Annotated in this window: 23 protein-coding genes; 11 read left to right on the top strand and 12 right to left on the bottom strand. The window is 60.3% G+C overall.

The window, feature by feature from the left end; translation table 11 throughout:
- The first annotated feature begins 237 nt into the window (after positions 1-237).
- Positions 238-651 carry a nuclear transport factor 2 family protein gene (locus DM806_RS20125; RefSeq protein WP_179044935.1) on the top strand — a complete coding sequence of 138 codons (414 nt, stop codon included), beginning with the start codon at positions 238-240 and terminating at the stop codon, positions 649-651.
- 56 nt (positions 652-707) lie between these two features.
- Here the strand turns inward: DM806_RS20125 and DM806_RS20120 are convergent, their stop codons facing one another.
- Positions 708-1,499 (bottom strand): SDR family NAD(P)-dependent oxidoreductase, encoded by a 792-nt coding sequence (locus tag DM806_RS20120; RefSeq protein WP_179044934.1) that lies wholly within the window; start codon positions 1,497-1,499, stop codon positions 708-710.
- Between the two features lie 118 nt (positions 1,500-1,617).
- On the opposite strand from DM806_RS20120, the gene DM806_RS20115 reads away from it, so the two are divergent.
- A complete protein-coding gene (locus tag DM806_RS20115) occupies positions 1,618-2,754 on the top strand; it encodes an NADH:flavin oxidoreductase (RefSeq protein WP_179044933.1) in 1,137 nt (378 codons plus the stop codon).
- Positions 2,755-2,777: 23 nt separating this feature from the next.
- On the opposite strand, the gene DM806_RS20110 is transcribed toward DM806_RS20115, so the two are convergent.
- Entirely contained in the window at positions 2,778-3,272 is a 495-nt protein-coding gene (locus DM806_RS20110; RefSeq protein WP_179044932.1) for a MarR family winged helix-turn-helix transcriptional regulator, read from the bottom strand.
- 199 nt (positions 3,273-3,471) lie between these two features.
- Here DM806_RS20110 and DM806_RS20105 point away from each other — a divergent pair, with 199 nt between their 5' ends.
- Genes DM806_RS20105 through DM806_RS20095 form a run of 3 tightly spaced genes read left to right on the top strand, consistent with a single transcriptional unit; the run spans position 3,472 to position 6,347 of the window.
- On the top strand, positions 3,472-4,719 hold the full coding sequence (locus DM806_RS20105) for an acyl-CoA dehydrogenase family protein (RefSeq protein WP_179044931.1): 1,248 nt from the start codon (positions 3,472-3,474) through the stop codon (positions 4,717-4,719).
- Positions 4,716-5,891, top strand: a complete 1,176-nt coding sequence (locus DM806_RS20100) for an acetyl-CoA C-acetyltransferase (RefSeq protein ID WP_179044930.1) — start codon at positions 4,716-4,718, stop codon at positions 5,889-5,891. The genes DM806_RS20105 and DM806_RS20100 overlap by 4 nt, the downstream gene beginning before the upstream one ends.
- A gap of 45 nt (positions 5,892-5,936) precedes the next feature.
- On the top strand, positions 5,937-6,347 hold the full coding sequence (locus DM806_RS20095) for a limonene-1,2-epoxide hydrolase family protein (protein ID WP_179044929.1): 411 nt from the start codon (positions 5,937-5,939) through the stop codon (positions 6,345-6,347).
- Between the two features lie 44 nt (positions 6,348-6,391).
- Here DM806_RS20095 and DM806_RS20090 read toward each other — a convergent pair whose 3' ends face one another.
- The 5 genes from DM806_RS20090 to DM806_RS20070 form a co-directional block, all read right to left on the bottom strand.
- On the bottom strand, positions 6,392-7,438 hold the full coding sequence (locus DM806_RS20090) for a hypothetical protein (RefSeq protein ID WP_179044928.1): 1,047 nt from the start codon (positions 7,436-7,438) through the stop codon (positions 6,392-6,394).
- Positions 7,439-7,694: 256 nt separating this feature from the next.
- Positions 7,695-8,147 (bottom strand): limonene-1,2-epoxide hydrolase family protein, encoded by a 453-nt coding sequence (locus DM806_RS20085; protein ID WP_179044927.1) that lies wholly within the window; start codon positions 8,145-8,147, stop codon positions 7,695-7,697.
- A 92-nt stretch (positions 8,148-8,239) separates the two neighbouring features.
- Positions 8,240-10,549 carry a TonB-dependent receptor gene (locus DM806_RS20080; RefSeq protein ID WP_179044926.1) on the bottom strand — a complete coding sequence of 770 codons (2,310 nt, stop codon included), beginning with the start codon at positions 10,547-10,549 and terminating at the stop codon, positions 8,240-8,242.
- A 722-nt stretch (positions 10,550-11,271) separates the two neighbouring features.
- Complete coding sequence (locus DM806_RS20075; protein WP_179044925.1) at positions 11,272-12,909, bottom strand: GMC family oxidoreductase; 1,638 nt, start codon at positions 12,907-12,909, stop codon at positions 11,272-11,274.
- Entirely contained in the window at positions 12,906-14,204 is a 1,299-nt protein-coding gene (locus DM806_RS20070; RefSeq protein ID WP_179044924.1) for a cytochrome P450, read from the bottom strand. Before DM806_RS20070 ends, DM806_RS20075 begins: the two co-directional genes overlap by 4 nt.
- 288 nt (positions 14,205-14,492) lie before the next feature.
- Between DM806_RS20070 and DM806_RS20065 the strand changes: the two genes are divergently transcribed.
- The 4 genes from DM806_RS20065 (at position 14,493) to DM806_RS20050 (ending at position 16,516) form a co-directional block, all read left to right on the top strand.
- On the top strand, positions 14,493-15,182 hold the full coding sequence (locus tag DM806_RS20065; protein WP_179044923.1) for a histidine phosphatase family protein: 690 nt from the start codon (positions 14,493-14,495) through the stop codon (positions 15,180-15,182).
- Between the two features lie 66 nt (positions 15,183-15,248).
- Positions 15,249-15,527 carry a hypothetical protein gene (locus DM806_RS20060; RefSeq protein WP_179044922.1) on the top strand — a complete coding sequence of 93 codons (279 nt, stop codon included), beginning with the start codon at positions 15,249-15,251 and terminating at the stop codon, positions 15,525-15,527.
- A gap of 169 nt (positions 15,528-15,696) precedes the next feature.
- A complete protein-coding gene (locus DM806_RS20055; RefSeq protein WP_179044921.1) occupies positions 15,697-16,218 on the top strand; it encodes a TetR/AcrR family transcriptional regulator in 522 nt (173 codons plus the stop codon).
- The gene (locus DM806_RS20050; RefSeq protein ID WP_179044920.1) at positions 16,190-16,516 is read left to right on the top strand and encodes an Lrp/AsnC ligand binding domain-containing protein; all 327 of its coding nucleotides are present in this window, start codon (positions 16,190-16,192) and stop codon (positions 16,514-16,516) included. Before DM806_RS20055 ends, DM806_RS20050 begins: the two co-directional genes overlap by 29 nt.
- 79 nt (positions 16,517-16,595) lie before the next feature.
- Here the strand turns inward: DM806_RS20050 and DM806_RS20045 are convergent, their stop codons facing one another.
- The 5 genes from DM806_RS20045 to DM806_RS20025 are packed head-to-tail and all read right to left on the bottom strand — an operon-like array spanning position 16,596 to position 21,745.
- Positions 16,596-17,759: an acyl-CoA dehydrogenase family protein gene (locus DM806_RS20045; RefSeq protein ID WP_179044919.1), complete on the bottom strand. Its 1,164-nt coding sequence runs from the start codon at positions 17,757-17,759 to the stop codon at positions 16,596-16,598.
- On the bottom strand, positions 17,752-18,645 hold the full coding sequence (locus tag DM806_RS20040; RefSeq protein WP_179044918.1) for an HpcH/HpaI aldolase/citrate lyase family protein: 894 nt from the start codon (positions 18,643-18,645) through the stop codon (positions 17,752-17,754). Before DM806_RS20040 ends, DM806_RS20045 begins: the two co-directional genes overlap by 8 nt.
- Entirely contained in the window at positions 18,642-19,097 is a 456-nt protein-coding gene (locus tag DM806_RS20035; RefSeq protein WP_087573252.1) for a MaoC family dehydratase, read from the bottom strand. The genes DM806_RS20040 and DM806_RS20035 overlap by 4 nt, the downstream gene beginning before the upstream one ends.
- Entirely contained in the window at positions 19,097-20,293 is a 1,197-nt protein-coding gene (locus DM806_RS20030; protein ID WP_179044917.1) for an acetyl-CoA acetyltransferase, read from the bottom strand. Before DM806_RS20030 ends, DM806_RS20035 begins: the two co-directional genes overlap by 1 nt.
- Before the next feature lie 12 nt (positions 20,294-20,305).
- Positions 20,306-21,745: a 3-oxoacyl-[acyl-carrier-protein] synthase III C-terminal domain-containing protein gene (locus DM806_RS20025; protein ID WP_179044916.1), complete on the bottom strand. Its 1,440-nt coding sequence runs from the start codon at positions 21,743-21,745 to the stop codon at positions 20,306-20,308.
- A 267-nt stretch (positions 21,746-22,012) separates the two neighbouring features.
- Between DM806_RS20025 and DM806_RS20020 the strand changes: the two genes are divergently transcribed.
- The gene (locus DM806_RS20020) at positions 22,013-22,318 is read left to right on the top strand and encodes a Rieske (2Fe-2S) protein (protein ID WP_179044915.1); all 306 of its coding nucleotides are present in this window, start codon (positions 22,013-22,015) and stop codon (positions 22,316-22,318) included.
- Positions 22,319-22,563: 245 nt separating this feature from the next.
- Entirely contained in the window at positions 22,564-23,976 is a 1,413-nt protein-coding gene (locus tag DM806_RS20015; protein WP_179044914.1) for a phosphotransferase family protein, read from the top strand.
- The last annotated feature ends 5 nt before the right edge of the window (positions 23,977-23,981 follow it).

Genomic DNA, 23,981 nt, shown 5'->3' with positions numbered 1-23,981 from the left:
TTCTTGGCCGAATAGTCGGCTGGATGCATATGGTATATTCGCGTATCATAAGTCAACGACTTTCAGTCGGCTGTCAGGCACGGGTCGACCTGTGTGATCGGTGGGACACAGCTACTCGTGTCAGCATCGTCCAAGCATGTTGACCTATGGTGGGTGAACCGGTCTATTCTCCGCGGAATCATCAAGCCCCTGCACCGGGTGCTGGCCTAATCAAACACAAGAGAATGGGAGATTGTGATGTCTGCAGACGTGGAAGGGCACAAACAACGTGTTCGGGATTTCCTTCGGTTTTTAGGCCACGGCGATGTCGATGGACTGGCGCAAATTCTCTCGCCTGACGTGCAGGCGACCGCGACCGGCACCAGTTTCATGTCAGGGACACGAGGCTATGACGAAATCCTCTCTACCGCAGGCACGCTCGGCGCGATCACCCAGAACGGGATCGATTTCCAGATCGTCAGCCTGACCGCCGAAGAAGATCGCGTGTCCGCTGAGGTGCGGGGCGAATCGACGCTGACCAACGGCACGCCCTACAATAATGAATATCATTTCCTGTTCACGATACGTGGCGACCGGATCGTGAAGATATCGGAATATTTCTGCACCAAGCTGGTGGAGGAGGCGTTCGCGCCTCTCATGTTACAGAAATAAGCCTTCAGTCGGTCGGCGAGCGCGTGCCGATGCCCGCGCTCGCCCAGGCAAACTTCTTATGCGGTCTTCGCGGATCGATAGGCATCGGCTCCGCTTTCAATCTCCTCCAGCCGCGGCATTCCCGTCAGATGGTTGCCACCGCTCACGGGCAGGTTGACCCCGGTTATATAGGTCGGGCCTGACAGGAAGACGACCGTGTCGGCATAGTCGCGCGGTAGGCCGATGCGGCCCAGTGGCACATGCCTGGCATAGATTTCCTCGACCCCCGGAATGGAGAACAGGCCGGACGCGAGCGCCGACTTGATGGGCCCTGGCAGCAGCGAATTCACGCGAATGCCGCGATTGCCATATTCCAGCGCGGCATAGCCGACCAGACAATCGGTTGCGGCCTTCGCGCAGGCGTAGGCAAAATGTGGCGGCTGCGGCTGTACGGTACTGTTAGATGAAATCAGGGTGATCGAACCGCCATCGTTCATCACGTCCGTCATGTGGCGGATGAAGTGGACGTGGGCGAAATAATTGACCTCAACACCTTGCTGCAACTGTTCCATCGTCACATCCTTGATCAGGGAGATAACGGGCAGGGCGGCGGAATTGACCGCGATGTCGATCGCGCCATGGGCGTCGGCGGCGGCGCGGGCGAGCGCGGCGATATCCGCTTCGCTACCGGCGTCGCATTGTACGGCCAGACCGCCGATCTTGTCCGCCAGCCGTTGAAGATCACCCATGGAACGCGCGGCGACGACCACCTTGGCGCCCGCTTCCGCCAGCGCTTCGGCGATGGCCCATCCCGTTCCACCTTCCGCGGATGCACCCAGCACCACGGCAACCTTGTCCTTCAGGCTCATCGTCCGACTCCTGTTCCTTGCTCTTGTGAATGGCTCGATATAAGCAGCTTACATATCGTAATGTCCATTACCATTGCAAAATGGCGGGCCGTGAGGACAGGAAGAGGAAATCCCCGCCATGACCATTGCCCCTAGCGCGAAGCTGTTCGAGCCTTTTCAGGTGGGGTCCCTCACTTTGGCCAACCGCACGGTGATGGCGCCTATGACCCGCTGTTTTGCGCCCGACGGCGTGGTCGGCCTGGATGTCGCCGGCTATTACCGCCGCCGGGCCGAAGGCGGCGTGGGGTTGATCGTGACGGAGGGCACGTGGATCGACCATCCCAGCGCCTCGAATGAGGATCGCGCGCCGCGCTTCCATGGCGACGACGCGTTGCAGGGCTGGCGGCATGTGGTGGAGGAAGTGCACGGCGCGGGCGGGCGAATCGTTCCCCAGCTGTGGCATGTCGGCATGACCCGCCGGTCACAGATCGAAAATCTCTACGACGCGATCGAGGAGGATTTGAGCCTAAAATCCAGCCCGTCAGGCTATCTCAACGCGGATGAGAAGGTCGCGGAGGGCAGCAGCGAGGCGGATATCATCGCCCTCATCGAAGCCTATGCCAAGGGTGCGAAGACGGCCAGGGCGCTGGGCTTTGACGGGGTGGAGCTGCATGGTACGCATGGCTATCTGATCGACCAGTTTCTCTGGCACGGGACCAATCGCCGGACGGACGGTTGGGGCGGGCCGGCGCTGGCCGACCGCGCGCGCTTCGCGGTGGAAGTGGTGCGCGCCTGCCGCCGGGAAGTGGGGCCGGATTTCCCGATCATCTTCCGTTTTTCGCAGTGGAAGCAGCAGGACTATAACGCGAAGCGGGCGACCACGCCGGACGAACTCGCGACCCTGCTGGAGCCGCTGGCCGATGCGGGCGTCGACATTTTCCACGCCTCGCAGCGCCGTTTCTGGGAGACGGCATTTGCAGGCAGCCCGCTCAACCTTGCCGGCTGGGCGCGCAAGCTGACCGGGCGGGCGGCGATCACGGTCGGGTCGCTGGGCATCGAGCGGGAAATGCTGGACACCATGTTTTCCGGCGCGGTGGAGCCGTCCACCCTGGGGCGGCTCGGTATCCTCAATGAAATGCTGGAGCGGGGCGACTTCGACCTGGTGGGGATCGGCCGGTCATTGCTGGTAGATCCGCTATGGGTCGACAAGGTCCGCCGCATGGCGCATTATGAACTGCAACCTTACAGTCCCGCCTCGCTTGCCAGCCTGTCCTGAGGAGCAACGGCGCTCTCGGGACGTCAGCAGCCCAGCCGCGCTAGATTCCCTTGCATCAGCGCCAGCGTTTCTTCCGCGCTCTCGATACGGTCCTGCGGGATGCCGGCCAGCAGTTCGGCATTCATGGCGTCGATCAACTCGCGCGATCGGGTAATCAACTCGCGGCCCCGATCGGTTAGGAACAGATTGCGCTGGCGCCGATCATGGGCGGCAACCTTGCGCTCGATCGCGTCCTGGCTTTCCAGCAGCGACACCAGTTCGCCCAGGGACACCTGGCCGATATGCATTTCCTCGGCCAGCCTGCGCTGGCTGATGCCTTCGTCCTGCGGCAGATTCTGGAGATGCAGCAACAGCACCAGTTGCGAGCGCGTCAGCCCCAGCGGGCGCAATGTCCGATCGAAATAGTTGCGGCGTTTTCGACTGACGTCGTGGATCAGGAACCCGATATGAGTCCGGAATTCGGTTCCTTCCTCGTTTGAGGCGCCTGCCTCCGATGCCGTGCTCTGCTTGTTTTTCATTGCGTTTGATTACGTTCTTTCGCTTCGGAATGGCAACAGAGGCAGCGTCTTTTGATAATAATATGGTTCCGTAGTATATTGACGTTGCCCTGCGCCGGTGCGACAGACGCTGTGCGACATGGAACAATCCGGCTCATGCCTGGACCCGCACGAAAACGGATATTTTTATGCACTTCCCTCATCGATTTGGACGACGCCCATGATGATATCGCCCCAGTCAAAGGAGCTTGCCCGCAGGCTGCAGACGTTCATGGACGATCATGTCTATCCGAACGAACCGCTCTATTATCGCCAGCTTCATGAGGATCCTGCCGTCCAGTTCCGCGTGCCTCCGATCCTGGAAACGTTGAAGGAACGGGCGCGGGCGGAAGGATTGTGGAACCTTTTCCTGCCGCATTCGGAAAATGGCGCGGGGCTGAGCAATCTCGATTATGCGCCCTTGGCGGAGATCATGGGCCGCGTGCATTTCGCGTCCGAAGTGTTCAACTGCTCGGCGCCGGATTCGGGCAATATGGAAGTGCTCGATCGCTACGGTACGCCCGAGCAGAAGGCCAGGTGGCTCACGCCGCTGCTGGAGGGCAAGATCCGCTCCTCCTACTGCATGACCGAGCCAGCGGTCGCCTCTTCCGACGCCACCAATATCGAGACGCGGATCGAACGGGATGGTGACGATTATGTCATCAACGGGCGCAAATGGTGGATCACCAACGCCTATCACCCCAATAATGGTCTTTATATCGTGATGGGTAAGACCGATCCCAACGCGCCGCGCCACCTGCAACAGTCGCAGATTTTGGTCGATCCCAAGACGCCCGGCATCACGCTGGTCCGCCCGCTCACCATCTTCGGCTATCATGAAGAGCCCAAGGGCCATGCCGAAATCCTGTTCGATAATGTCCGCGTGCCCGCCACCAATCTGGTGCTGGGCGAAGGACGGGGTTTCGAGATTTCGCAGGGGCGGCTTGGACCGGGGCGCATCCATCACTGCATGCGCATCATCGGTCAGTGCGAAAGACTGCTGGAGCAGACGTGCAAGCGGCTGCTGTCGCGCGTGACCTTCGGCAAGCCGCTCGCCAGCCAGTCGGTTTGGCAGGAACGGATCGCCGAAGCGCGCACCCAGATCAACATGTGCCGGCTGCTGACCCAGCATGCCGCGCATCTGATGGACACGGTCGGCAACAAGGAAGCGCGCAGCGAAATCTCCCAGATCAAGGTCGCTGCGACGCGGATTGGCCAGGCGATCGCCGACATGGCGATTCAGGCGCATGGCGCCGCCGGACTCACCGACGATGACGGGCTGGGCTTTTCCTTTGCGCGGATGCGTATGATCCGTATCGGCGATGGTCCCGACGAAGTGCATAACCGCACGATTGCCCGCATGGAACTCGACAAATATCGGCCCGCACGCACTGCGGGTGAAGTTTCATCGACGGAGAAGCAAGGATGACCGAAGCCTATATCGTTGCCGCCGTGCGTACGGCTGGCGGGCGTCGCAATGGTGCGCTGCGGGATGTTCATCCGGGGCAGATGACCGCTGCGGTGCTGGATGCGCTGGTCGCACGGGCGGCGATCGATCCGGCTGCGATCGACGACCTGATCCTAGGCTGCGTTTCGCAGGTGGGGGAGCAGAGCCGCAACATCGCGCGCTATTCGCTGCTAGCCTCCAGCCTTCCGGAGTCTGTTCCTGCGGCCACGATCGATCGCCAGTGCGGTTCGTCGCAGCAGGCCATACATTTCGCCGCGCAGGCGATCATGTCGGGTGTGCAGGATGTGGTGATCGCCGCCGGCGTGGAAAGCATGACCCGTGTGCCCATGGGCTCGCCCGAAAAGCTGGCGCTGGACGCGGGCGTGGGCACGTCCGCCGTGCTCCCGGCGGTCTATGAAAAATATGGGGTGTCGGTATTCAGCCAGTTCGACGGCGCCGAAATGATTGCCGACAAGCATGGCCTGTCACGGGAGGAATTGGATCGGTTCGCGCTGCTTTCGCACCAGCGGGCGGTGGCCGCGACGCAGGCGGGGCTGTTCGATGACGAGATTCTTCCGCTGCAGGGGCTGGATGCGGAGGGCAACCCGACGCGCCATGTTCATGATGAGGGTATTCGCTATAATGCCAGTCTGGAAGCGCTGGCGGCGATCAAGCCGCTGACCGAGCGAGCATTGCTGACCGCTGGAACCTCCAGCCAGATTTGCGACGGCGCTTCGGGCGTGATGCTGGCGTCCGCCAAGGCGGTAGCCGAGCATGGACTGATTCCATTGGCGCGGGTCCATCATATGACGGTGACGGCGGGCGATCCCGTGTTAATCCTGGAAGAACCGATCAGCGCGACGCGCAGGGCCTTCGCGAAGACGGGCATGACCATCGGCGACATCGACCTTTACGAGGTCAACGAAGCCTTCGCCTCGATCCCGCTCGCTTGGGCCAAGGCGATCGGCGCGGACCATGAGCGGCTCAATGTCCATGGCGGCGCGATCGCTTTGGGTCATCCGCTGGGCGCGTCAGGCACCAAGCTCATGACCACGCTGGTCCATGCGCTCAGGAAGCGGGGCAAGCGCTATGGTCTGCAAACCATGTGCGAGGGCGGGGGGCAGGCCAATCTGACGATCGTGGAAGCGCTCTGACCGAGTGAGCTTCGTCCAGCCATCCAGGCTCGAGGAGAACCGTTCATGACGGACATTACATTCACCGAACTTCCGCCGAACCCTGCGCCGGTCGACGTTGTGAAGGCGTTTCTGAAGGATTGGGAAATCGGCTTCGTGCCTACCTTTGACCGTTGGTTGTACCGGGACTGCCTGTGGACCAATGCGGGGCAGCCGGACTGTCGCGGCAAGGCGGAAATATCGGCGCTGCTGGATGAATATCTGCGGGTTTCCAACATGCCTTACGGTCAAGTGGACCTGTTGACCGTCGCGACCGTCGACAGCTCGGTTCTCACCGAGCGCATTGACAATCTGTACGGCGATGGACCGGAAAACCCATGCTCTGCCGATCATGGGAATATTCGAGGTCGAAGGCGATCTGATCACCCGTTATTCCGATTATTGCGACTTGACGCCGTTCAAACCCAAATAAGATAGGCTGGTCAGCCCGCCGTCACCGGCGGGCTGACCAAGTGCCTGTCTCAGCGCCAGTTGCCGGGCCGGCCCCCTTCCTGATCGCCGCGAAGGGCGTGGGTATAATCGCCCCATTGCACCTCCTGCGTATCGCCCCAGCCGACGACCTTGCCGTCCATCGACCATTCGGTCAGGCACAGCCAGGCGAACATGTTGGGCCAACTGGTCCATGGCAGGGTCGCGGTGATCTTGCCGGTGATATTGTAATCCCGGCCCCATCTATCGGTGAAGCTGATCTCGTGCGACAGCGGCCGCAACGTGACTGGGTCGCGCCGCGTGATCTTCGACGCATTGGTCAGCCGTGACATATCCTCGCCGATGCACAGCCAGCCATCATGGACGGTTTCGTTGCGATCGACCTCGAACAGCCCCTTCCAGTCGGGATCGCGATCCGGATCGTCGAAGGCGGCGAGGTTCCAGGACAGCTTCTGATCGGCGAAAATGCCGGTCATCCATGTGAAGGGGGGCCCGGCGACCATCGCTTCGGTGCGCAACTGGCCCCAGGACCGGTCACGCATGCCGTGGCTGGCGATCTTGTAGGTCTTGCCGCGCAGCGTAACCTGCCCTTCATTATAGATCGCCTGGTCGAAATGATTTTCGCTGCCGCGCATGACCGGCGGAGAGAAATCGGTAATGGTGAGGTCCAGCGCGTTGCCGCGTATGGGATCATTATAGGTGATCCGCATCTTCTTGAACGGCTCGATGATGTGGACGCGCATGCCGTTGGCGAAGGTCATGTCGCTGCCATTGCCCAGATTGGCGGCCGAGGCATAGGCGGGGACATCGAGCAACTCGGCCGACAGCATCGAATTCTTGTGCCCGCGCGCGACGCCGATGCCGGCAGTGACGACGTTCAGATTGGGATGCACCCAGATGTGGATCTGCGAATATATTCGTTCTTCCGGTATATACCAGAGATAGGCCCAGGTTTCGGTGAGCGTGTCGCCAGGAATATTGGATTCTGGATGGAACAGCTCGTCCTTGTCGCTCCATCGGCCAAACTGCGCGGCCTGTTCCGTGCCGCGATCGCCGGTCCACAATTCCTCTTTCGCCATCCTTTGTATTTCCTTGTGCGCAGTGGACACCAAGGTGGCACCTCGATGATTTGTCGTGCCTGGATATAGTCAGGCGGGGCGATTGGCGAGAATTAAGTCGGCGTTGGAGGGAATGTCGCGGCGAGGCGAGCCGTTGCCACGGTCCGGTCCTGCTTTTGTCGGAAATTCGCCCGAATGCGTCCGCCGATCATGAGGGTACGCGCCGCCTGCGCTCTGCACGAAATTATAGCGCGACAAATGGCGCGCGATTGCCGCTTCAACCATGCGGTCCCTGGTTGGTTTGCTCGCCCAGCGAGGTTCCGGCGAAATGATCGAGCATCCCGCCCGGATCATAATAGTCGCGCCACTCGGCAATCTTCCCTTCGTCGTCGAAAATCATGATGCCGCAGATCGACACGACATGCGTGCTCTTACCGCGCGTATTCCTGTTGTCGTCGATACGCTCGGTAAAGACGCTGGCCGTTCCGAAGCCCCATTGCCGCACCGTCACATGCATCGCCGCCACATCGATCTGCGCGGCGCTTTCCTCCACGAAACGCAGGATCGCCTGTTTCCCGACGACAGGTGCGATGCCGCTATTTTCGTACCGACAATTGTCCGCCAATGCGTGATCGAAGGCATCGACCAGTTCCCCGGCAGTACCGGCTTCGCAGGCCTTGAAGAACTGCTCGACTTTCATCCGCATCTCATCGTTGCTGAGACCAGCCATCCTTGTCCTTCCCGATAGCCAACATATGCAGGAAAAAGGTGGCGCTTCCCGAAGCCATCTTATCGGGAAGCGCCACCTTTTCCGGCCGCCCGCTAGAAGGTGAAGCTCGCGCTCACGCCGAATGTACGGGGCTGTCCGGCATATTTGGAGAGCATGTCGCCCGCGCGATAAATGCTGGACCACCAGTTCTGGTCCGTGACATTGCGGACCCAGACGGTCGCCCGCCATTTGCCAGGCACCTGCAAACCTGCACGCAGATCGACCGTATAATAATCGGGGTTGGACAGCGCTTCGACTTCGCCCAGATCTGAATAGCTCTTCGCATACCATTGACCGCCAGCGCCCACTAGTGCTTCCGTCTCTGCACCAACCGGCATCCGATATTCGGCATCGAAGGTTGCCGACCAGGGCGGCGCATAGTTGAAGTTCTTGCCCACTGGATCATAGGGCACGCCTTGACCCGTATAGACCTGCCGGTCGAGCCTCTTGATCTTCGTGTCGATGTAGGTGACGGCTGCTCGGACGCTCAGATATTGCGATGGCGTAAATTGGAGGTCGGCGTCGAATCCGTTCACCGTGGACTTGGGAATGTTGATGATGAAGTTCGACACGCCGCCTATCTGGAAGTTGGGGAAATAGGTGTAGAATTGCTTGTCCCTGTAATCATAATGGAAGGCGGCTGCGTTCAGGCGCAGGCTGCGATCGAAGAAGGCCAGCTTGGCCCCCCCCTCATAGGATGTCAGCTTCTCCTGGCCGACGGCTGCCGCCTGTGAATTCAGGATGTTGGGCGTGGCCGGGAAGACGCCAGCCTTGAAGCCGCGGCTGACCGTGACATACAGCATATTGTCCGGCGTTACCTTGTAGCTGAGGCTGCCGCGCCAGGAGAAATTGTCCTGCTTCTGGCTGTCGACGGTGTTGATTGCACTGAAGTCGGGGATCAGCGCGGGACCGCCGGGATTGGGGTTGGCGACGTTAGGCACATTGTCGTTGATCGTGCTGCACGTTCCCGGCGCAAAGGCACCGGTGGGGAGGGGGCCAAGCCCCGCGCCATCGCGCAGGAATTGCGCTGCACCAGCGAAAATGCCGTTCCAGATGGCATTGCCGAACACGCAGCCATCAATCGTCTGCTTGGTCGACGTATAGCGCGCTCCGGCGCTGAGCGTCAGTTCAGGCGTGATCTTGAAATCGACATTGCCGAACACAGCTTTGGCTTCCGCCGAGAGCTTATAGTCGATGCCGTATTGCGTGCCCGATGGCAGGGCGGTGTATCCCGGAAACTCCGTGATCTGTCCTTCACGAATTTTATCGTGGCTGTAATTGGCGCCGATGACATAGTTCAGGGCATCATCGGCAAAGGAACCCGACAGGCGGATTTCCTGATTGAAGCTCTTGATCTTGGCCGTCACATTGGCTGTGGAGTTGGCCAGCGCGACCGCGTCATAATTGATGGGCGATTTTTTCTGGTCAAAATGCGCGTAGCTGGTCAGCGACGTCAAAGTCGCATTGTCGGTCAGCTCATATTCACTTCGAAGCGTCCCCTGCAGCATATATTTGTCGGCGCGGGTGTTGAAACCGGGATCGATTTCAACCTGCCGGTTCTTCGTCGCCACCGGATAGCTAAGTAGCAGAGGTGGCGCGGCCGATGGGACTACCGGGCTGATTTCGCCAAGTTGCGGCTGTATCACCTCGCCCTTATCATAATTGCCGTTGAGATTGGCCACGAACTTCAGGCGTTCGGTGGGTGTCCAGTCCAGGATGAGACGCGCCGCCGCCTTGTTCTGGTCGCCATTCTTGTTGTCGGTGAGATAATAGCCCTTCTGCCATGCGCCGAACTGCGTCGTCGACACGGCGAAGCGCGCGCGCAGCGTATCGCTGAGCGGCCCGCTCACATAGCCTTCGGTTGTCACTTCGCCGAAATGGTTCACGTCGGCGCGGAAGCCGGCGCGTGGCGTGCTGGTCGGCTTGGCGGCGATCACATTGATGGAGCCTGCCGTCGCATTCTGGCCGAACAGCGTGCCCTGCGGGCCTTTCAGCACTTCCAGGCGCTCGACGTCGAGTAGCAGGCCGCCGGTCATGACCGAATAGGGAAGGGGGGCTTCGTCCACATAGACGCTGACTGCTGGGGGCGCAGAGGCCTGCTGCGTGTTGAAGTTGACGCCACGGATCGAAAAAACCTGATAGCCGTAGACCGAGGCGGCGACCGTGAAGCTTGGCGCGACGCGACCGATCTGGGCCACGTCGGCCACGCCGGCGGATTGCAATTGCTCACCTGTCGAGGCTGAAACGGTCACGGGAACATCGGACAGTCGTTGTTCGCGCTTCTGCGCTGTCACAATGATGTCGCTGTCATAGGCAGGATCCGCCTGTTGTGAGGCGGGGGCAGAAGCTTCTGTCTGCGCCATGACTGGATTCAGGAGAATATAATAACTCGCTGCACCAAGAAGTGCCGTTGTTGACCTTGGGCGGAACTTTCTCATGATTGCCTCCTCTCCATATTATTATTTTATAAATGAAATAATAATTCTATATCTCAAGTAATTTTGAATTATAATTTCTCATATCTATACATCGATAGACATGTTCATCGATGGCAAGTGATTTGCCGGTGAGGGACGGCCTGACTTGCATCGTATACGTAATGAATAGTTCGTATACGTATGGCATTATCGCGATCGAATTTGCATGTCAATCCATCACGCAATTTTGACTGTTTGGCAGAGCGGCAAAAGTCCGTCGAGCTCCCTATTGGGATTGCTCCCAGGTGAATCCGATCTTGGCCTGTTCGATCTGGAATTTTCGAAAATAGGGGGTGTTGAGAGCGCGGCACTGTCTCGACGGCTGCCTTGGACAGCCAGTCGTCACCTCATTGTCGTTCGATGAAGATGTTCATTATCTCGGAGCATCTTCCATGCTGGCCTGAACGCTCATTTTCAGGAAAGCGTTCGTTAGCTTGCGGCACTTATAGTACGCATGCTTCGCCATCTGATAGGGCGGTTGCAGAGGGGCAATGTTTTGCTGCCTCGGTAGCCGTGCGCTGCGTGGTCGAGGCCGGCCGATCATGCACCAGTCGGGAGGTCCCGGCCGTGATGGTGCCGAGGCTTCCCGTAGCAATAATATGCCTAATTCAGGCTGCGTTGCGCAGCGCTGCATCCTCCAGAATCAGATCCGCTGCCCGCCAGCCGGCTGCCATGGCGGGGCCGTTAGTGTTGCCGGAAATCAGGCCTGGCATGATCGAGCAGTCGACGATGCGGAGGCCGTGCACGCCGCGGACGCGGGTCCGTTCATCCACCACGGAATCCTCGTCACGGCCCATGCGGCAACTCCGCACGCCATGGGTGCCGCACAGCGCGATCTCGCGGATGACCGCCAGAATCTCGTCATCCGTTACATATTCCGCGCCGGGCGCGATTTCGTCTGCGACATAGGGCGCAAGCGCGGGCTGCTTCACATAGTCGCGGATATAGCGGACGACCTCGATAGCGGCGTGCCGGTCATGTTCGCTCGAAAGCCAGTTGGGCGTAATGGTGAGCGGCGCATCGGGGTCGGCCGAGCTGATTTCCAGCGTGCCTTCACTGTCGAGGCCGATGAGCTGGGCCGTGAAGCTCATGCCCGGTTCCTTCTGGACAGATTGCATCGGCGCGATCGTGTCCTTTTCCTTCTCCTCCGGGATGTCGAGTGTCCAGCCACTGACGTAAAGCTGCGCATTGGGGCGCGGCTCATTAGGGTTGGTCTTGACGAAAGCGCCGACCTCCATTGCGCCGTTGGACAGCGGCCCGGTTTTGAACATCAGATATTGCGCCACGCTGGTTGCCAGCCCCAGCCCGCGCAGCCGGTGGTTGATGCCCTTTTCCCCGCCTTTCAGCCGGTAACTGACGATCATGCCCAGATGTTCGAGCACACGCCGGCCTACATCCGGGCTGTCATGCACGACCTCGATGCCGTGCTGCTGCAACAGCCCGGCCGGGCCGATGCCTGATAGCTGCAGCAGCTTGGGTGATCCGATGGTACCGGCGCTGACGATGATCTCGCCATGGCAGCTATACGTGACGGGCTTGCCGTCCACCCGGCATTCCACGCCGGTCGCGCGCTTGCCGTCGAAGCGGATGCGGTCGGCATAGACGTTGGTCACTACATGCAGGTTCGGGCGATTGCGCACCGGGTCCAGGAAGGCGATGGCCGAACTCTGGCGGCGGCCATCCTTGATATTATAGCAATAATAGCCGACGCCTTCCTGATCCTCACGGTTCAGGTCTTCATAATGGCGGGGCAGTCCCATCTGGACCCCGGCTTCGATCGCCTTTTCGGCCAGCGGATAGCGGACCTTGTTGGTGCAGATATGCACCGGGCCACCGACGCCGCGTACGCCATCGTCGCCCAGTTCATGATCCTCGATCGAACGATAGGCCTGCTTCATCTGCGCCCAGGACCATTCCGGTCCGGCTTCCCGTTCCCAGATGTCGAAATCCTGCGGCTGTCCCCGCACATAGATCATGCCGTTGATGGCCGACGAGCCGCCCAGGCCCCGTCCGCGCTGCCAGACTTCGGTCGGGGAATCCGCCGGACCGACGGGATAGGTCCAGGCATAGGTGGGATCAGTGACGAGCTTGCCAATGCCCTTGGGCATGTTGACCAAAAAGGCCTTATTCTCTCCTCCGGCCTCCAGTAGCAGCACCTTGTGCTGGGGGTTCTGCGACAGCCGGTTGGCAAGCACGCAGCCGGCCGAACCCGCGCCGACAATGATATAGTCGTAGCTCGCTGTCATCCCTCGCTCCTCATCGCCTGCTTGCCCTTCACCCTAGTTACCCTGATCGGCAGGTCGCTCAGCGCATGGAAGGCGAACACCGGATCATATCGGATCTCGGATTGGGGCACGGCCAGCTCCACCGTGTCGAAATCGGTGATCCAGCGCAGGACGGCGGCGTTCAGTTCGGCTCTGGCAAGGAAACTGCCCACGCAATGATGGATGCCCATGCCGAAAGTGACGTGCGACCGCTTGTTCTTGCGATCCAGGTCGATCTCATAGGGGTTGTCGAACAGATCCTCGTCATGCCCGGCCGATGCCCAGAGAAGGAAGACGGCCGACCCCTTGGGAATGGCGACCCCGTCAATCTCTGTGTCCGCCGTGGCGGTACGCGGGGTGGTGACGGCCGGGGCGTGGACGCGCAGCACCTCCTCGACATAATCGGGCACCCGTTCGGGCGCGGCCTTCAGCGCCGCCCACAGATCGGGCCGGGTCGCCAGCATGTACATGGCCGATGACAGGGCATTGCGCGTCGTTTCGTTGCCAGCGATGGTCAGCACGTGGGCCATCGACAGCTTTTCCTCGATGGTCAGCGGGCGGCCGTCGATATCGGCATGGGCAATGGCGCTCAGCAGATTTTCGTCCGGCGCATCCTCGAACCGGCGCATATAGTCCGCCAGGTAGCGATAGCCTTCAACCACTGTCCGGGTCGCTTCCATCGCGCGTTCCGTCGAGTGAGTGGGGTCGACCAGAAAGGTGAACTCGTCGGAGAAATGCTTGATGAAGTCGGCGTCCGAATAGGGCAGGCCAAGGATCATGCAGATGAGTTCAAGCGTCAGCGGCACCGAAAAGGCGTCGACGAAATTGATCCGCTCAGCTGAAGGGATGGCATCCATCAGCTTGCCGATGATGCTGTTGATCTCCGGTTCCAGATCGACCACACGCTTGCGGGTCAGCGCCGCTTCGGCAATGCGACGATATTGCACGGAGGTTGGCGGATCAGTGGTCTGTAGCGTGTAGACGATCTTATAGTCACTGGTCGCGAAAATGTCGGCGATGGCCGGTTCGAAGTCGCCCCAACGCCAGACGGACGGCACCGGCTTGCTTGAAAATAGCGCGGGGTCGCGCGCGATTGCCTCTATCTCCTTCCGGCGCGACACGACAAACACCGGCACGGACCCTGGCAAGCCCAGCCGCATGATCGGCGCTTCACGGCGCATCAACGCCCATCCCGCCGCAGGTTCGGAAAGATGGTCGGGATCAAAGGGATTGAAGGTGGCTATGCACCCCTGGCCGGCGGCATGATTCGCACTCATAAGCCTCTCCTGTCCCTTATCGCACCGGGCGAAAGCCGGGGCACCGGTGATTATGATACCGCTACTTCTTCGCGGTCGTTCCTACCGAAGGCAGCTTAGTCTTGACCATGGTTTGCTGCAATACCATATGTTGACTGTCTATTATCAAGCTGCAGGGAACAGCAATGATAAGCGGCAAGATCCGGCATATTTTCTCGACAATATATTGGGAATTATGCTTTTCGACGCGGCGCGACTCGCAGCATGTTGATGGGTGTCGCTGTGCTTGGACACCGACAATGAGGGTTCATGAGCAATCTTGAGGAATTCAACGAACGGGCACGGGGATCGCAGCAGAGGTTCAAGCTTGGCGGCGGGGCGCGTCAGATCATCCTGATCCGGCACGGCTCCAGCGTCGGCGCCACGGTCGAGACGGTGCAGTTGGGCGAACTGGCCATCAGTGATCCCCCTCTTTCGGAAGATGGTCATGTCCAGGCGGAACTGCTGGCGCGCGCGCTTGTGCGGGAGCCGATCAACGCGATCTTCGTGACGCCGCTGCAGCGGACGCAACAGACCGCCGCGCCGCTGGCGACAGTGGCGGAAATTCAGCCGCGCGTGATTAATGACCTGCGGGAAGTCCATCTTGGCGATTGGGAACATAGTTTTTACGAGCATGCCTCTGCCGGCCATCCTCTCCTAGCGCGCATGTATATCGAGGAAAGCTGGGAGGTTATTCCCAATGCGGAGAGCAACGCACATTTCGCCGATCGTGTGCGGAGCGGCGTTGCCGAAGCGGTGTCCCATATCTGCGAAGGTGAGACGGCGGTTATCTTCAGCCACGCGGGGACCATAGCGGAAATCTGCCGTCAGGCGACGGGAAGCAGGCCTTTTGCCTTCACTGCGCCGGAAAATACGTCCGTATCCCGCCTCATCGTAGGACGTGACGGGCAATGGAAGCTGCGGAGCTTCAATGAAGTGTCCCACCTTCTCAATGAATGAAGATCTGCCATAAGGTTTTGAGTCGAAAAATTAAGATGATGTCATTGAATTTTAAGGAGTAAGTATATGAAAATAATGTATCGGACGATGGTGAGCGCAATGCTGCTGCTTTCGACTTCGGCCTTAGCCGCGAGCCTCGATATCCCGCGCAATGCCCGAATTGTTTCGGGTGATGGTACGACCTTGGGCCGTGTGGATCGTATATTGACGTCGAACGATACCGTGACCGGCATCCAGTTGATCGTCGGTGACAAGATGGTGGTCATCCCCGGTGACACGCTGTCGGTCGATGGCGCGGTGGTGAAGACCAGCCTGTCCCGCAAGGAAGTCCGTGCGCTTCGTTGAGCGGCTCGTCCAAAGTTAAGCGGTTTTTTCGGAAATCCGGCTGTCATGATGTGGCAGCCGGATTTCTTTTTTTCCGGCACAAGCTCACGAATTTGTATAATTTGGTACGAAATTGGAGGGATATTGCACCAAGTACAATAATTTCTCGATGAGCCGGTAAAGAGAGAGGGTGACGGTTTCCAAGCAAGGGGTAGACGCTGACGGTGCGCTCGGCCTTCGCGAGCTTAAGAAGCGGGCGGTTCGCCAGGCAATTCTGGAAGCGGCGGAACGGCTGTTCCGCGAAAATGGCTACGACAAAACCTCCATGAGCGATATCGCCCAGGCCGCCAATATCTCACGCAAGACGCTGTTCAACTATGTCGAAACCAAGCTCGCAGTGGTGCTGGGGCTGGCCGATGCCTTTGTCGGCGATCATATGCCCGAATGGCTGGAGACCGACATTCCTCATTTTCAGGACGCGCGCGACATTATGACGCCCGATCTGGATGTGCGTCTCAAGGACATAGCGGAGCATCGGTGGCTGCTCTCCCTCGCTCCGGCGCCGGTGGAGGAGGGCTCCACACCGCGCGAAAAACTGCTGGCGCTGCTCAGCCATGATGCGCGGCAGACGACCAAATCGTTCGCGCGCGCTCGGCCTGTTGGAAACCTCCGTTCGGCATCATATGAAGATGCTGCACAAGGAAGGATTTGAGGCCGCTCTGGTCTGTGACGTACGCGCCATGGGCTATGCGGTATGGACAGAGCTTCGCGTTACTGTTGCTGCGCAACATCTGCGTGGCGCGCTGGCGAGGCTGGCCCATATGCCCGACATTACGGTCACGGCGCACATCACCGGCACGGCGAACCTGATAATCTTCTTTTCTGCTAGGACAATGGAGGATCTGGATGCCTTCGTGCGCAAGCATATCCGGGCGATGCCGGGGATGATCGATTTCGCCATCATGCGCATCCCGCGCGTCATCAAGGCCAATTACAATATGGTGATATAAGCCGACCCGATGCCGGCCAGGCGGGGCCGCCATCGGGTGTTTTCCAGCCATTCCCCTTTGCGCGAAAGGGTAGAGGTGCTTACTTCTTGAACAGGTCGCGCCCGATGATCTGTTTCATCACCTCCGCTGCTCCGCCCGCGATGCGTACGATGCGCGCATCGATATAGGCCCGCGCGATCGGATACTCGGTCATATAGCCATAGCCGCCGAAGAACTGGAGGCATTGGTCGACAACCTTCACATGCAGGTTGGTGACGACCAGCTTGACCTTGGCCGCTTCCACGCCGGTCAGTTCGCCCGCCATGAAGCGCTTGATGCACCAGTCGGTGAACACGCGCGCAGACAGGACTTCGGCGGACAGGTCCGCCAAGACGAACTGGGTGTTCTGGAAGTCGGCCAGCGTCTGGCCGAACATCTTGCGTTCGGCGGTGTAATCGACGGTCCACTGGATCGCCGCTTCCGCGACGCAGATGCTGCGCACCGCCTGGGTCAGCCGCTCCTGCGCGAGCTTGCCCATCATGATGCCGAAGCCGCCGCCTTCCTTGCCGAGCAGGCGATGGGCGGGCGCGCGCACATCCTCCAGGAAGATTTCGGACGTATCCTGAGCCTTAAGGCCGATCTTTTCGAGATTGCGGCCGCGCTTGAAGCCTTCCTGATGCGTGTCGACCGCAATCAGGCTGACGCCCTTTGCGCCAGCCGTGGGATCGGTCTTGCAGGCGCAGACCATGACGTCGGCTAGCTGGCCGTTGGAAATATAGACCTTCTGCCCGTTCAGTACATAGCCGTCGTCATCCTTGACGGCACGAGTGCGGATTTCCTTGACGTCGGAGCCTGCGCCCGGCTCGGTCAGGCCCAATGCGCCGATATATTCGCCCGCCACCATCTTGGGCAGGACTTCCTGCTTCAGCTCTTCCGTGCCGGCCTGCAGGATATAGGGCGCGACCATTTCGGAATGGACCATGAAGCCGGGACCGGTGATGCCCTTCTTCGCCAGTTCCTCGATGACGACGACATTGTAGAGCCAGTCGGCGCCGAAGCCGCCATAGGCTTCAGGGACATTAGGGCACAATATGCCCACCTCACCCGCCCGCTTCCAGATTTCGCGGGGGACGCACTCATCCTTTTCCCACTGGTGATGCTGCGAGACCAGTTCCTCGTCCACGAAACGGGCGACGGTTTCGCGAAACTGTTCATGTTCGGCGGAGAAAATGCCCCGTCCACCTTCGTTCCGCAGATCAACCATTGCGCGCCTCGTGCATTGCCAGCGTCTTTTGCGCCTGTTTCAGATGGGGAATGTCCAGCATCTTGCCGTCCAGACCCAGCGTCCCGGAATCCGGGTTGGCGGCGAACAGCTCGACCACCCGGCGGGCGAAATCCACTTCCTCTGGCGAGGGAGAGAAGCTTTCGTTGATGACGTCGACCTGTGCCGGGTGGATCGCGACGCGGCCCGAAAAGCCCTCGGCACGCGCGGCCTTGCAGGATGCGCGCAACCCTTCGGGATCGCGGAAGTCAACATAGAGCGTGTCCACCGCTTCGCCGCCGGCCGCATGCGCGCCGAGCAGGCAGAGCGAGCGTACCATCTTGTAGGTATGCGTCCACTCGCCGGTCGCATCGGTATTGCCGCTGGCCCCGATGGCGGAGCTCAGATCTTCCGCCCCCCAGGTGAGGCCATAGAGGCGGTCCAGACCGGCGTCGGCATAATCGCCCAGACGAAAAGGAGAGACCGCCGTTTCGGTCGCTACGGGCAGAATCTTGATCGAACCCGGTTCGATGCCATGGGCGACTTCCAGCGCGTCGAGATAATGGCTGACTTGCGCCACGTCCTGCGGGCCGTTCACCTTGGGCAGCATGATGCCGTCGGGCGCGGCGGGCACGATGGCGGCAAGGTCTTCCAGCGTCCAGGGCGTATCAAGCGGGTTGACCCGCACCCACAGCTGCGACTTGCGCTGGCCGCGCGGCCGTTCCTTGATAAAGGCTGGCAACATTTGCCGCGCGACGGCCTTGCGCGCGGTGGCGACGGCGTCTTCCAGGTCGAAGATGAAGGCGTCTGCGGCGACGCTATCCACCTTGCCCAGCTTCTTTTCACTATCGCCGGGGATGAACAGGAAAGAGCGGATCGGAAGGGTCATTCTTTCGGCTTCTTCAGCTGAAGGCCGGACCGCTTGCAGGACGCGACCAGCTCGTCCTTCTGGTTATAGGCCTTGTGCAGGAAGGTGACGATGCCCGATTCCGGGCGCGACTTTGATTCGCGCAGTTCGATGACTTCGGTCACGACATGGATCGTGTCGCCGGCGAACAGCGGATTGGGAAAGCGCACTTCATCCCAGCCGAGATTGGCGACCGCCGTACCCAGCGTCGTGTCGCCGACCGAGATGCCCACCATCAGCCCAAGGGTGAATGCCGAATTCATGAGCGGGCGGCCGAACGGCGTGCTTTTCATATATTCGGCGTCGATGTGAAGCTGCGCAGGATTGTGCGTCAGCGTCGACATCAGCAGATTGTCGGTTTCGGTGAGGGTGCGGCGGATCGGGTGATTGAAAACCTGCCCGACCTCCAGTTCGTCAAACCATACGCCAGCCATTATGCAAGTCCCAGGACAGAGATGGCCGCGATGCCTTGATAGGGAACGCCGCCGAGATTGTGAGTCAAACCGATGGACGGGCTGGAAAGCTGACGCTCCCCGGCGCGGCCCAGCAGCTGGTTGTAGAGTTCATAGGCCATGCGCAGCCCGGACGCACCGATGGGATGGCCGAAGCATTTCAGGCCACCGTCGATCTGGCATGGCATGGCGCCGTCGCGGTCATAGCGGCCATCGAGAATGTCGAACACCGCCCGGCCATCGTCGGAAAAGCCGAGATCCTCCATCGTCACTAGTTCGGTGATGGAGAAGCAGTCGTGCACTTCGGACAGGTGCACCTGGGTCTTGGGATCGGTGATCCCCGCTTCCTTGTACGCGCGCGCCGCGGCATTGCGGGTGGTCGCAACATAGCTGCCGTCCCAGTCGTTCATTTGCGTCTCACGGCCCGAACTGGTCGAAAGCTGCAACGCCTTGATTGTGACGAGGTCCTTCTTGCCCAGCGCTTTGGCGATCTCAGGGGTGGTGACGATTGCGCAGGCCGATCCGTCGGATACGCCCGAACAGTCGAACAGGCCCAGAGGATCGGAGATCATCGGCGCATTCATGATTGTTTCCATTGGCACAGCCTTCTGGAAGTGCGCCTTGGGGCTGTGAACACCATTCTGGTGGCTTTTCCACGACACATGGCTGATGGCGCGCTTCAGATCCTCCTTCGACGTGCCATATTTTGCACGATAATAGGGGGCGAGTTGGGCAAAACCGGCGGGTGCGGAGCCCATCGGCATCCACATGTCGTTGAACGTGCCCTTGAATGGCGGCGGTAGACCGCCGAAGCCGGTATCCTTCAGCTTCTCTGCGCCGATCGCCAGCGCGATGTCGACCGCACCCGACGCGACGGCATAAACCGCGCCGCGCAGCGCCTCGGTTCCAGTCGCGCACATATTTTCGACGCGGCTGACCGGGATCCCTTCGAGCCGCAGCGCCATCGCTGCCGGGATCGACGAGTTACCGACGTTGATGCTGTCACCCCAGCAGCCGAACCATGCGGCTTCGATCTGGTTGCGTTCGATGCCCGCGTCGGCCAACGCCTCTTCAAAGGCTTCCTTCATCAGGTCGGGCGAACCCGCGTCCCAACGCTCCCCGAACTTGGAACAGCCCATGCCAAGAATGGCGACCTTATCCTTGATACCCGTTGCCATCGCAGAAACTCCTCAAGCCGCGCCGAGCGGCGTTGCTTTCCAGAAATAGCGGTTATAACCGCGCTGCCGATCCTTTTCCTTGATCCGATACACCATGCGCAATTTGGCTCCGGTATCGATCCCGTCCTTGCCGATGTCCACCATTTCCATCAGCAGACGCGCACCGCTATGGAAGCGCACAAAGCCCACCCAAAGAGGCGGCGCAGGGTGATAGGACAGCCAGTCGGCAGTGGATGTGAGCACTTCGGCGACCTCGTCGCGCAGCGGCACGTCGGCGAACTGGTCGTTCGAGGTGTGGCAGTTGACGCAATATTGCAGCTGCGGGAACTGCACGGTGCCGCAACTGCCGCACTTGCCCGCATTGAAGCCTTCCAGCTGGTCGGCGGAGCGATACTGCTCGGTCAGCGCGGTCTTGCCGCTCTTTTCTGAACGCATGCCCCATTCCGCCTCGATGCCGTTATAAAAGGACAGCATACGCAGATAGCTGTCCGTCGGCAGGCCATCGGCAATGGAGCCGGCAACGCCGCGCGCCGGACGGACCGATGCAATCGCGTCGGTCGTCTGGAAGATCAGCGCATCAGCGCCCTGACCAAACCCCACCAGCAGGATTCGCTCACCCGGCCCGGCCTTTTCGAGCGTCGCGGCCAGCATCAGCAGCGCATGCGCCGCGCCAGCGTAGCCGACGCCATCTTCGAGGCCACCAGCAACAGTGCCCGCGAACTTTAGCTTCTTGGCGACCGCATCAGCCGCGCCCTTCAGATAGGAGGGCATGACGAAATGCTGGATGTCGCCCATGGTGAGCTGCGCGTCGGCCAGGGCCGCCTTGACCGCGTTGGGAACGATCTTTGCATAGCCCTCGTCACGGACCCAGCGTTCTTCCCAGTTATAGTCGCTGTCGGCATCGGCCGAGCGGAAATGGTCGACAAAGACATTGGCAACCGTAGCGGAGCCGACAAGGCGCGCGGCGATATTCTGGTCCGACACCATGAAGGCGGCAGCGCCCGCGCCGAAGCTCAGCTCCTGCGCGCTGGCGGGCTTGGCGAACGGATTGTCGGCGGCGATCACCAGCGACGGCTCGGTGCCCTTGAGCGCCTGAAGCAGCGCCGATGTACCGGCCCGCTGCGAACCCGCCGCGTCAGAAGTGGCCACGCCATCGGCCGCGCCAAGTGCGCGGGCGACGATGGCGGCATTCTGAAGGTCAGCATAAGGAAGGTTGGTCGATGCGAGACGCACCGCGCCGACCCCCTGAAGATCGCCCGGCCCGACCGCATCGCGTGCGGCCTCGACGCCCATTGTGATCGTATCTTCGTCCCAGTTGGTGAAGGCGCGGCTGCCCTTGGCCTGACCTTTCAGGCCCGGCGCCATCCAGGCGTGCGCGGCGGCGATGATCGAACGATCCAGCCGAAGGCGAGGAATATAGGCGCCAAAGCGCGAGATACCGAATTCAGTCATGCACCCTACCCGTTCGAGACATCAGCCTCACATGGTTGCAACATACAGCCTGGCGGCCTGCCAAAACGAAGCCGCTGATGTGTCTGACATCGGCGGCCAAGAGTATCGGTTTTCGCGCCGGGAACATCCCTTCCAGATGGAAACTGGCTGTGCCGTACCCCTTGCTTGAGATTTAGTGCGCTATCGTACATTATGCAAGATACTTATTGTCACGGCCGCCAAAGCCTTGCATCAGAGGGGTGGCTGTTTTTTGAAAGGTTGGCATTCTTGGCACGCATTCCCTTGTCAGAGGCTCCCGAGAGCGGCACCCGAGTCGTGACCGTAGAGGGGCGCAACATTCTGTTGTGCCGCAGCGCGTCCGGGCTGCATGCCATGGATGAGACATGCCCGCATCAGAAGCTTTCGCTCGATGGCGGGCGCGTGCGCGGCAATTTCATCATGTGCCCGCATCACGGCGCTCGCTTCAGTCTGGAGGACGGTAAATCGCTGTCGCCGCTCACGCCCAACAGCCTAACGCTCTTTCCCACGCGGATTGTAGGGGACGAACTGGAGATCGATTGCAAGGCCGGATGAAGCATGGCTGCCGCAGGTTGTTTCGGCCTCCTGTCCCGATCTTGCCAATTTGCGAGGTTGTGGCAGGGTAATCGTCGAGAATAATGTATCTGGCATTCAGTATCGGCGCTGGCAGCGCCGATCCGCCCGACATCGGCGACGTGCGCTGAACACGCCGATAGCTGAATAGGAGAGGTTTCTTGTCTACGTCCGCACGTCTTTTGCGTTCCATCAATCAGACAGCACGACGTTTGTTCGGCCCGAACGTGGTTTATGCATCCGATCAGGAGGCGATCCTTGCATCGCTCAACATTCTTGAATCCCGCGAAACGCTGGAGGCCGACCTATTCGCGAACTGGCAGGCGCGCCTTTCGGCGCAGCTGGCGGATATGACGAGGGGCTTCTCGCTTTCTCAGCTGGCGCCTGATCTAGGTGAGGATGCGGAGGCGCTCAAGGATCAGTTGGCGCAGCCGGTTCCGACGGCCGTCGAACGACAGGCCGCGTATCAGGACGTGATGCGACGCTGGTCGGCGCTGGTCGAGCGTATCGCAGGCGATCCTCGGTTGCCGGCGGATGCGCGATTGAAAATCGTGTTTGAAACAGGGCAGGCTGAACTCAAGCGCGTGAACGAATTGTGCGGCGATCTGTTGCCGCCGGACGTAGTGGACGATACCGAAGTGACCCCTGAACGGCTTCAGCGCTATCTGGTCGATCGCTTTTCCGACGAGACGATCAAGGTCACATCCTGTCGTATCCTGCCGGGTGGATATGGCAAGGAAACCACCATGTTCGCGGTCGAAGGCGACAGCTTCCACGGTGAATTCGTTATGCGCCGCGACCGGGACGAGCCGACCGTGGATAATGACTGCCACCGCGTCTCACGCGAGTTCCCGGTTATACGGGCCGCCTTCGAGCAGGGCTTCCCGGCGCCCGAAGCGCTGTGGGTGGATACGAGCCACGAACTGCTGCCCGGCGGCGATTTCATCATCATGACACGCGCGCCAGGCACGACCGGCGGCGATGTGCATGGCGCTTCGGGCAAGGTCGACCGGTCGCTGGTCGAACTGCTGGCGAACAGCGTGGCCGAACTCCACTCTCTGCCGCCGCTGCACGAGCTTGGTGCACTGACCGAAGCGATTTCGCCGGAACTTTGGGACCTACCGCTCAAGGAAGTCACGCGGCGTTACATCCAGTCGATCCGCGATCTCTACCTGCGTGAGATGGTGGTGCCTTCACCGGCCGTCCTGGCGCTTTACGGCTGGGTTCTCGACAATATTCCCGATGCGCCGGGTAGGCCGGTCCTGCTGCACGGGGACATCGGCTTCCACAATTTTATCGTCGATGACGGCAAGCTGAGCGCGGTGGTCGATTGGGAGTTCGCGCATATCGGCGATCCGGCGGATGATGTCGGCTATGTGCGCAACACGGTGGGCCGCTCACTTGACTGGAACGAGTTCATGAGCATCTATCGGGCTGCGGGCGGACCGGAACTCAGCGAGGAGCGCATCCGCTTCTTCCAGATTTGGGGGCATCTGCGCAACCTGACGGCCAGCCAGTTGACAACGAACTGCTTTGAAACGGGCAAGCTCAGCGAGTTGAAACTGGGCCATGTCGGGCATTCGATGATGGCGGGTTTCCTCGCGCCGATCATCGCCCTCATGGAGCCGCAATCCGCATAAACGGG

Origin of the sequence: Sphingobium lactosutens (assembly GCF_013393185.1) — a bacterium.
Taxonomy (GTDB): domain Bacteria; phylum Pseudomonadota; class Alphaproteobacteria; order Sphingomonadales; family Sphingomonadaceae; genus Sphingobium; species Sphingobium lactosutens_A.
The sequence above is the reverse complement of the archived record's forward strand: the minus strand, read 5'-3'. Positions and strand labels throughout refer to the sequence as shown.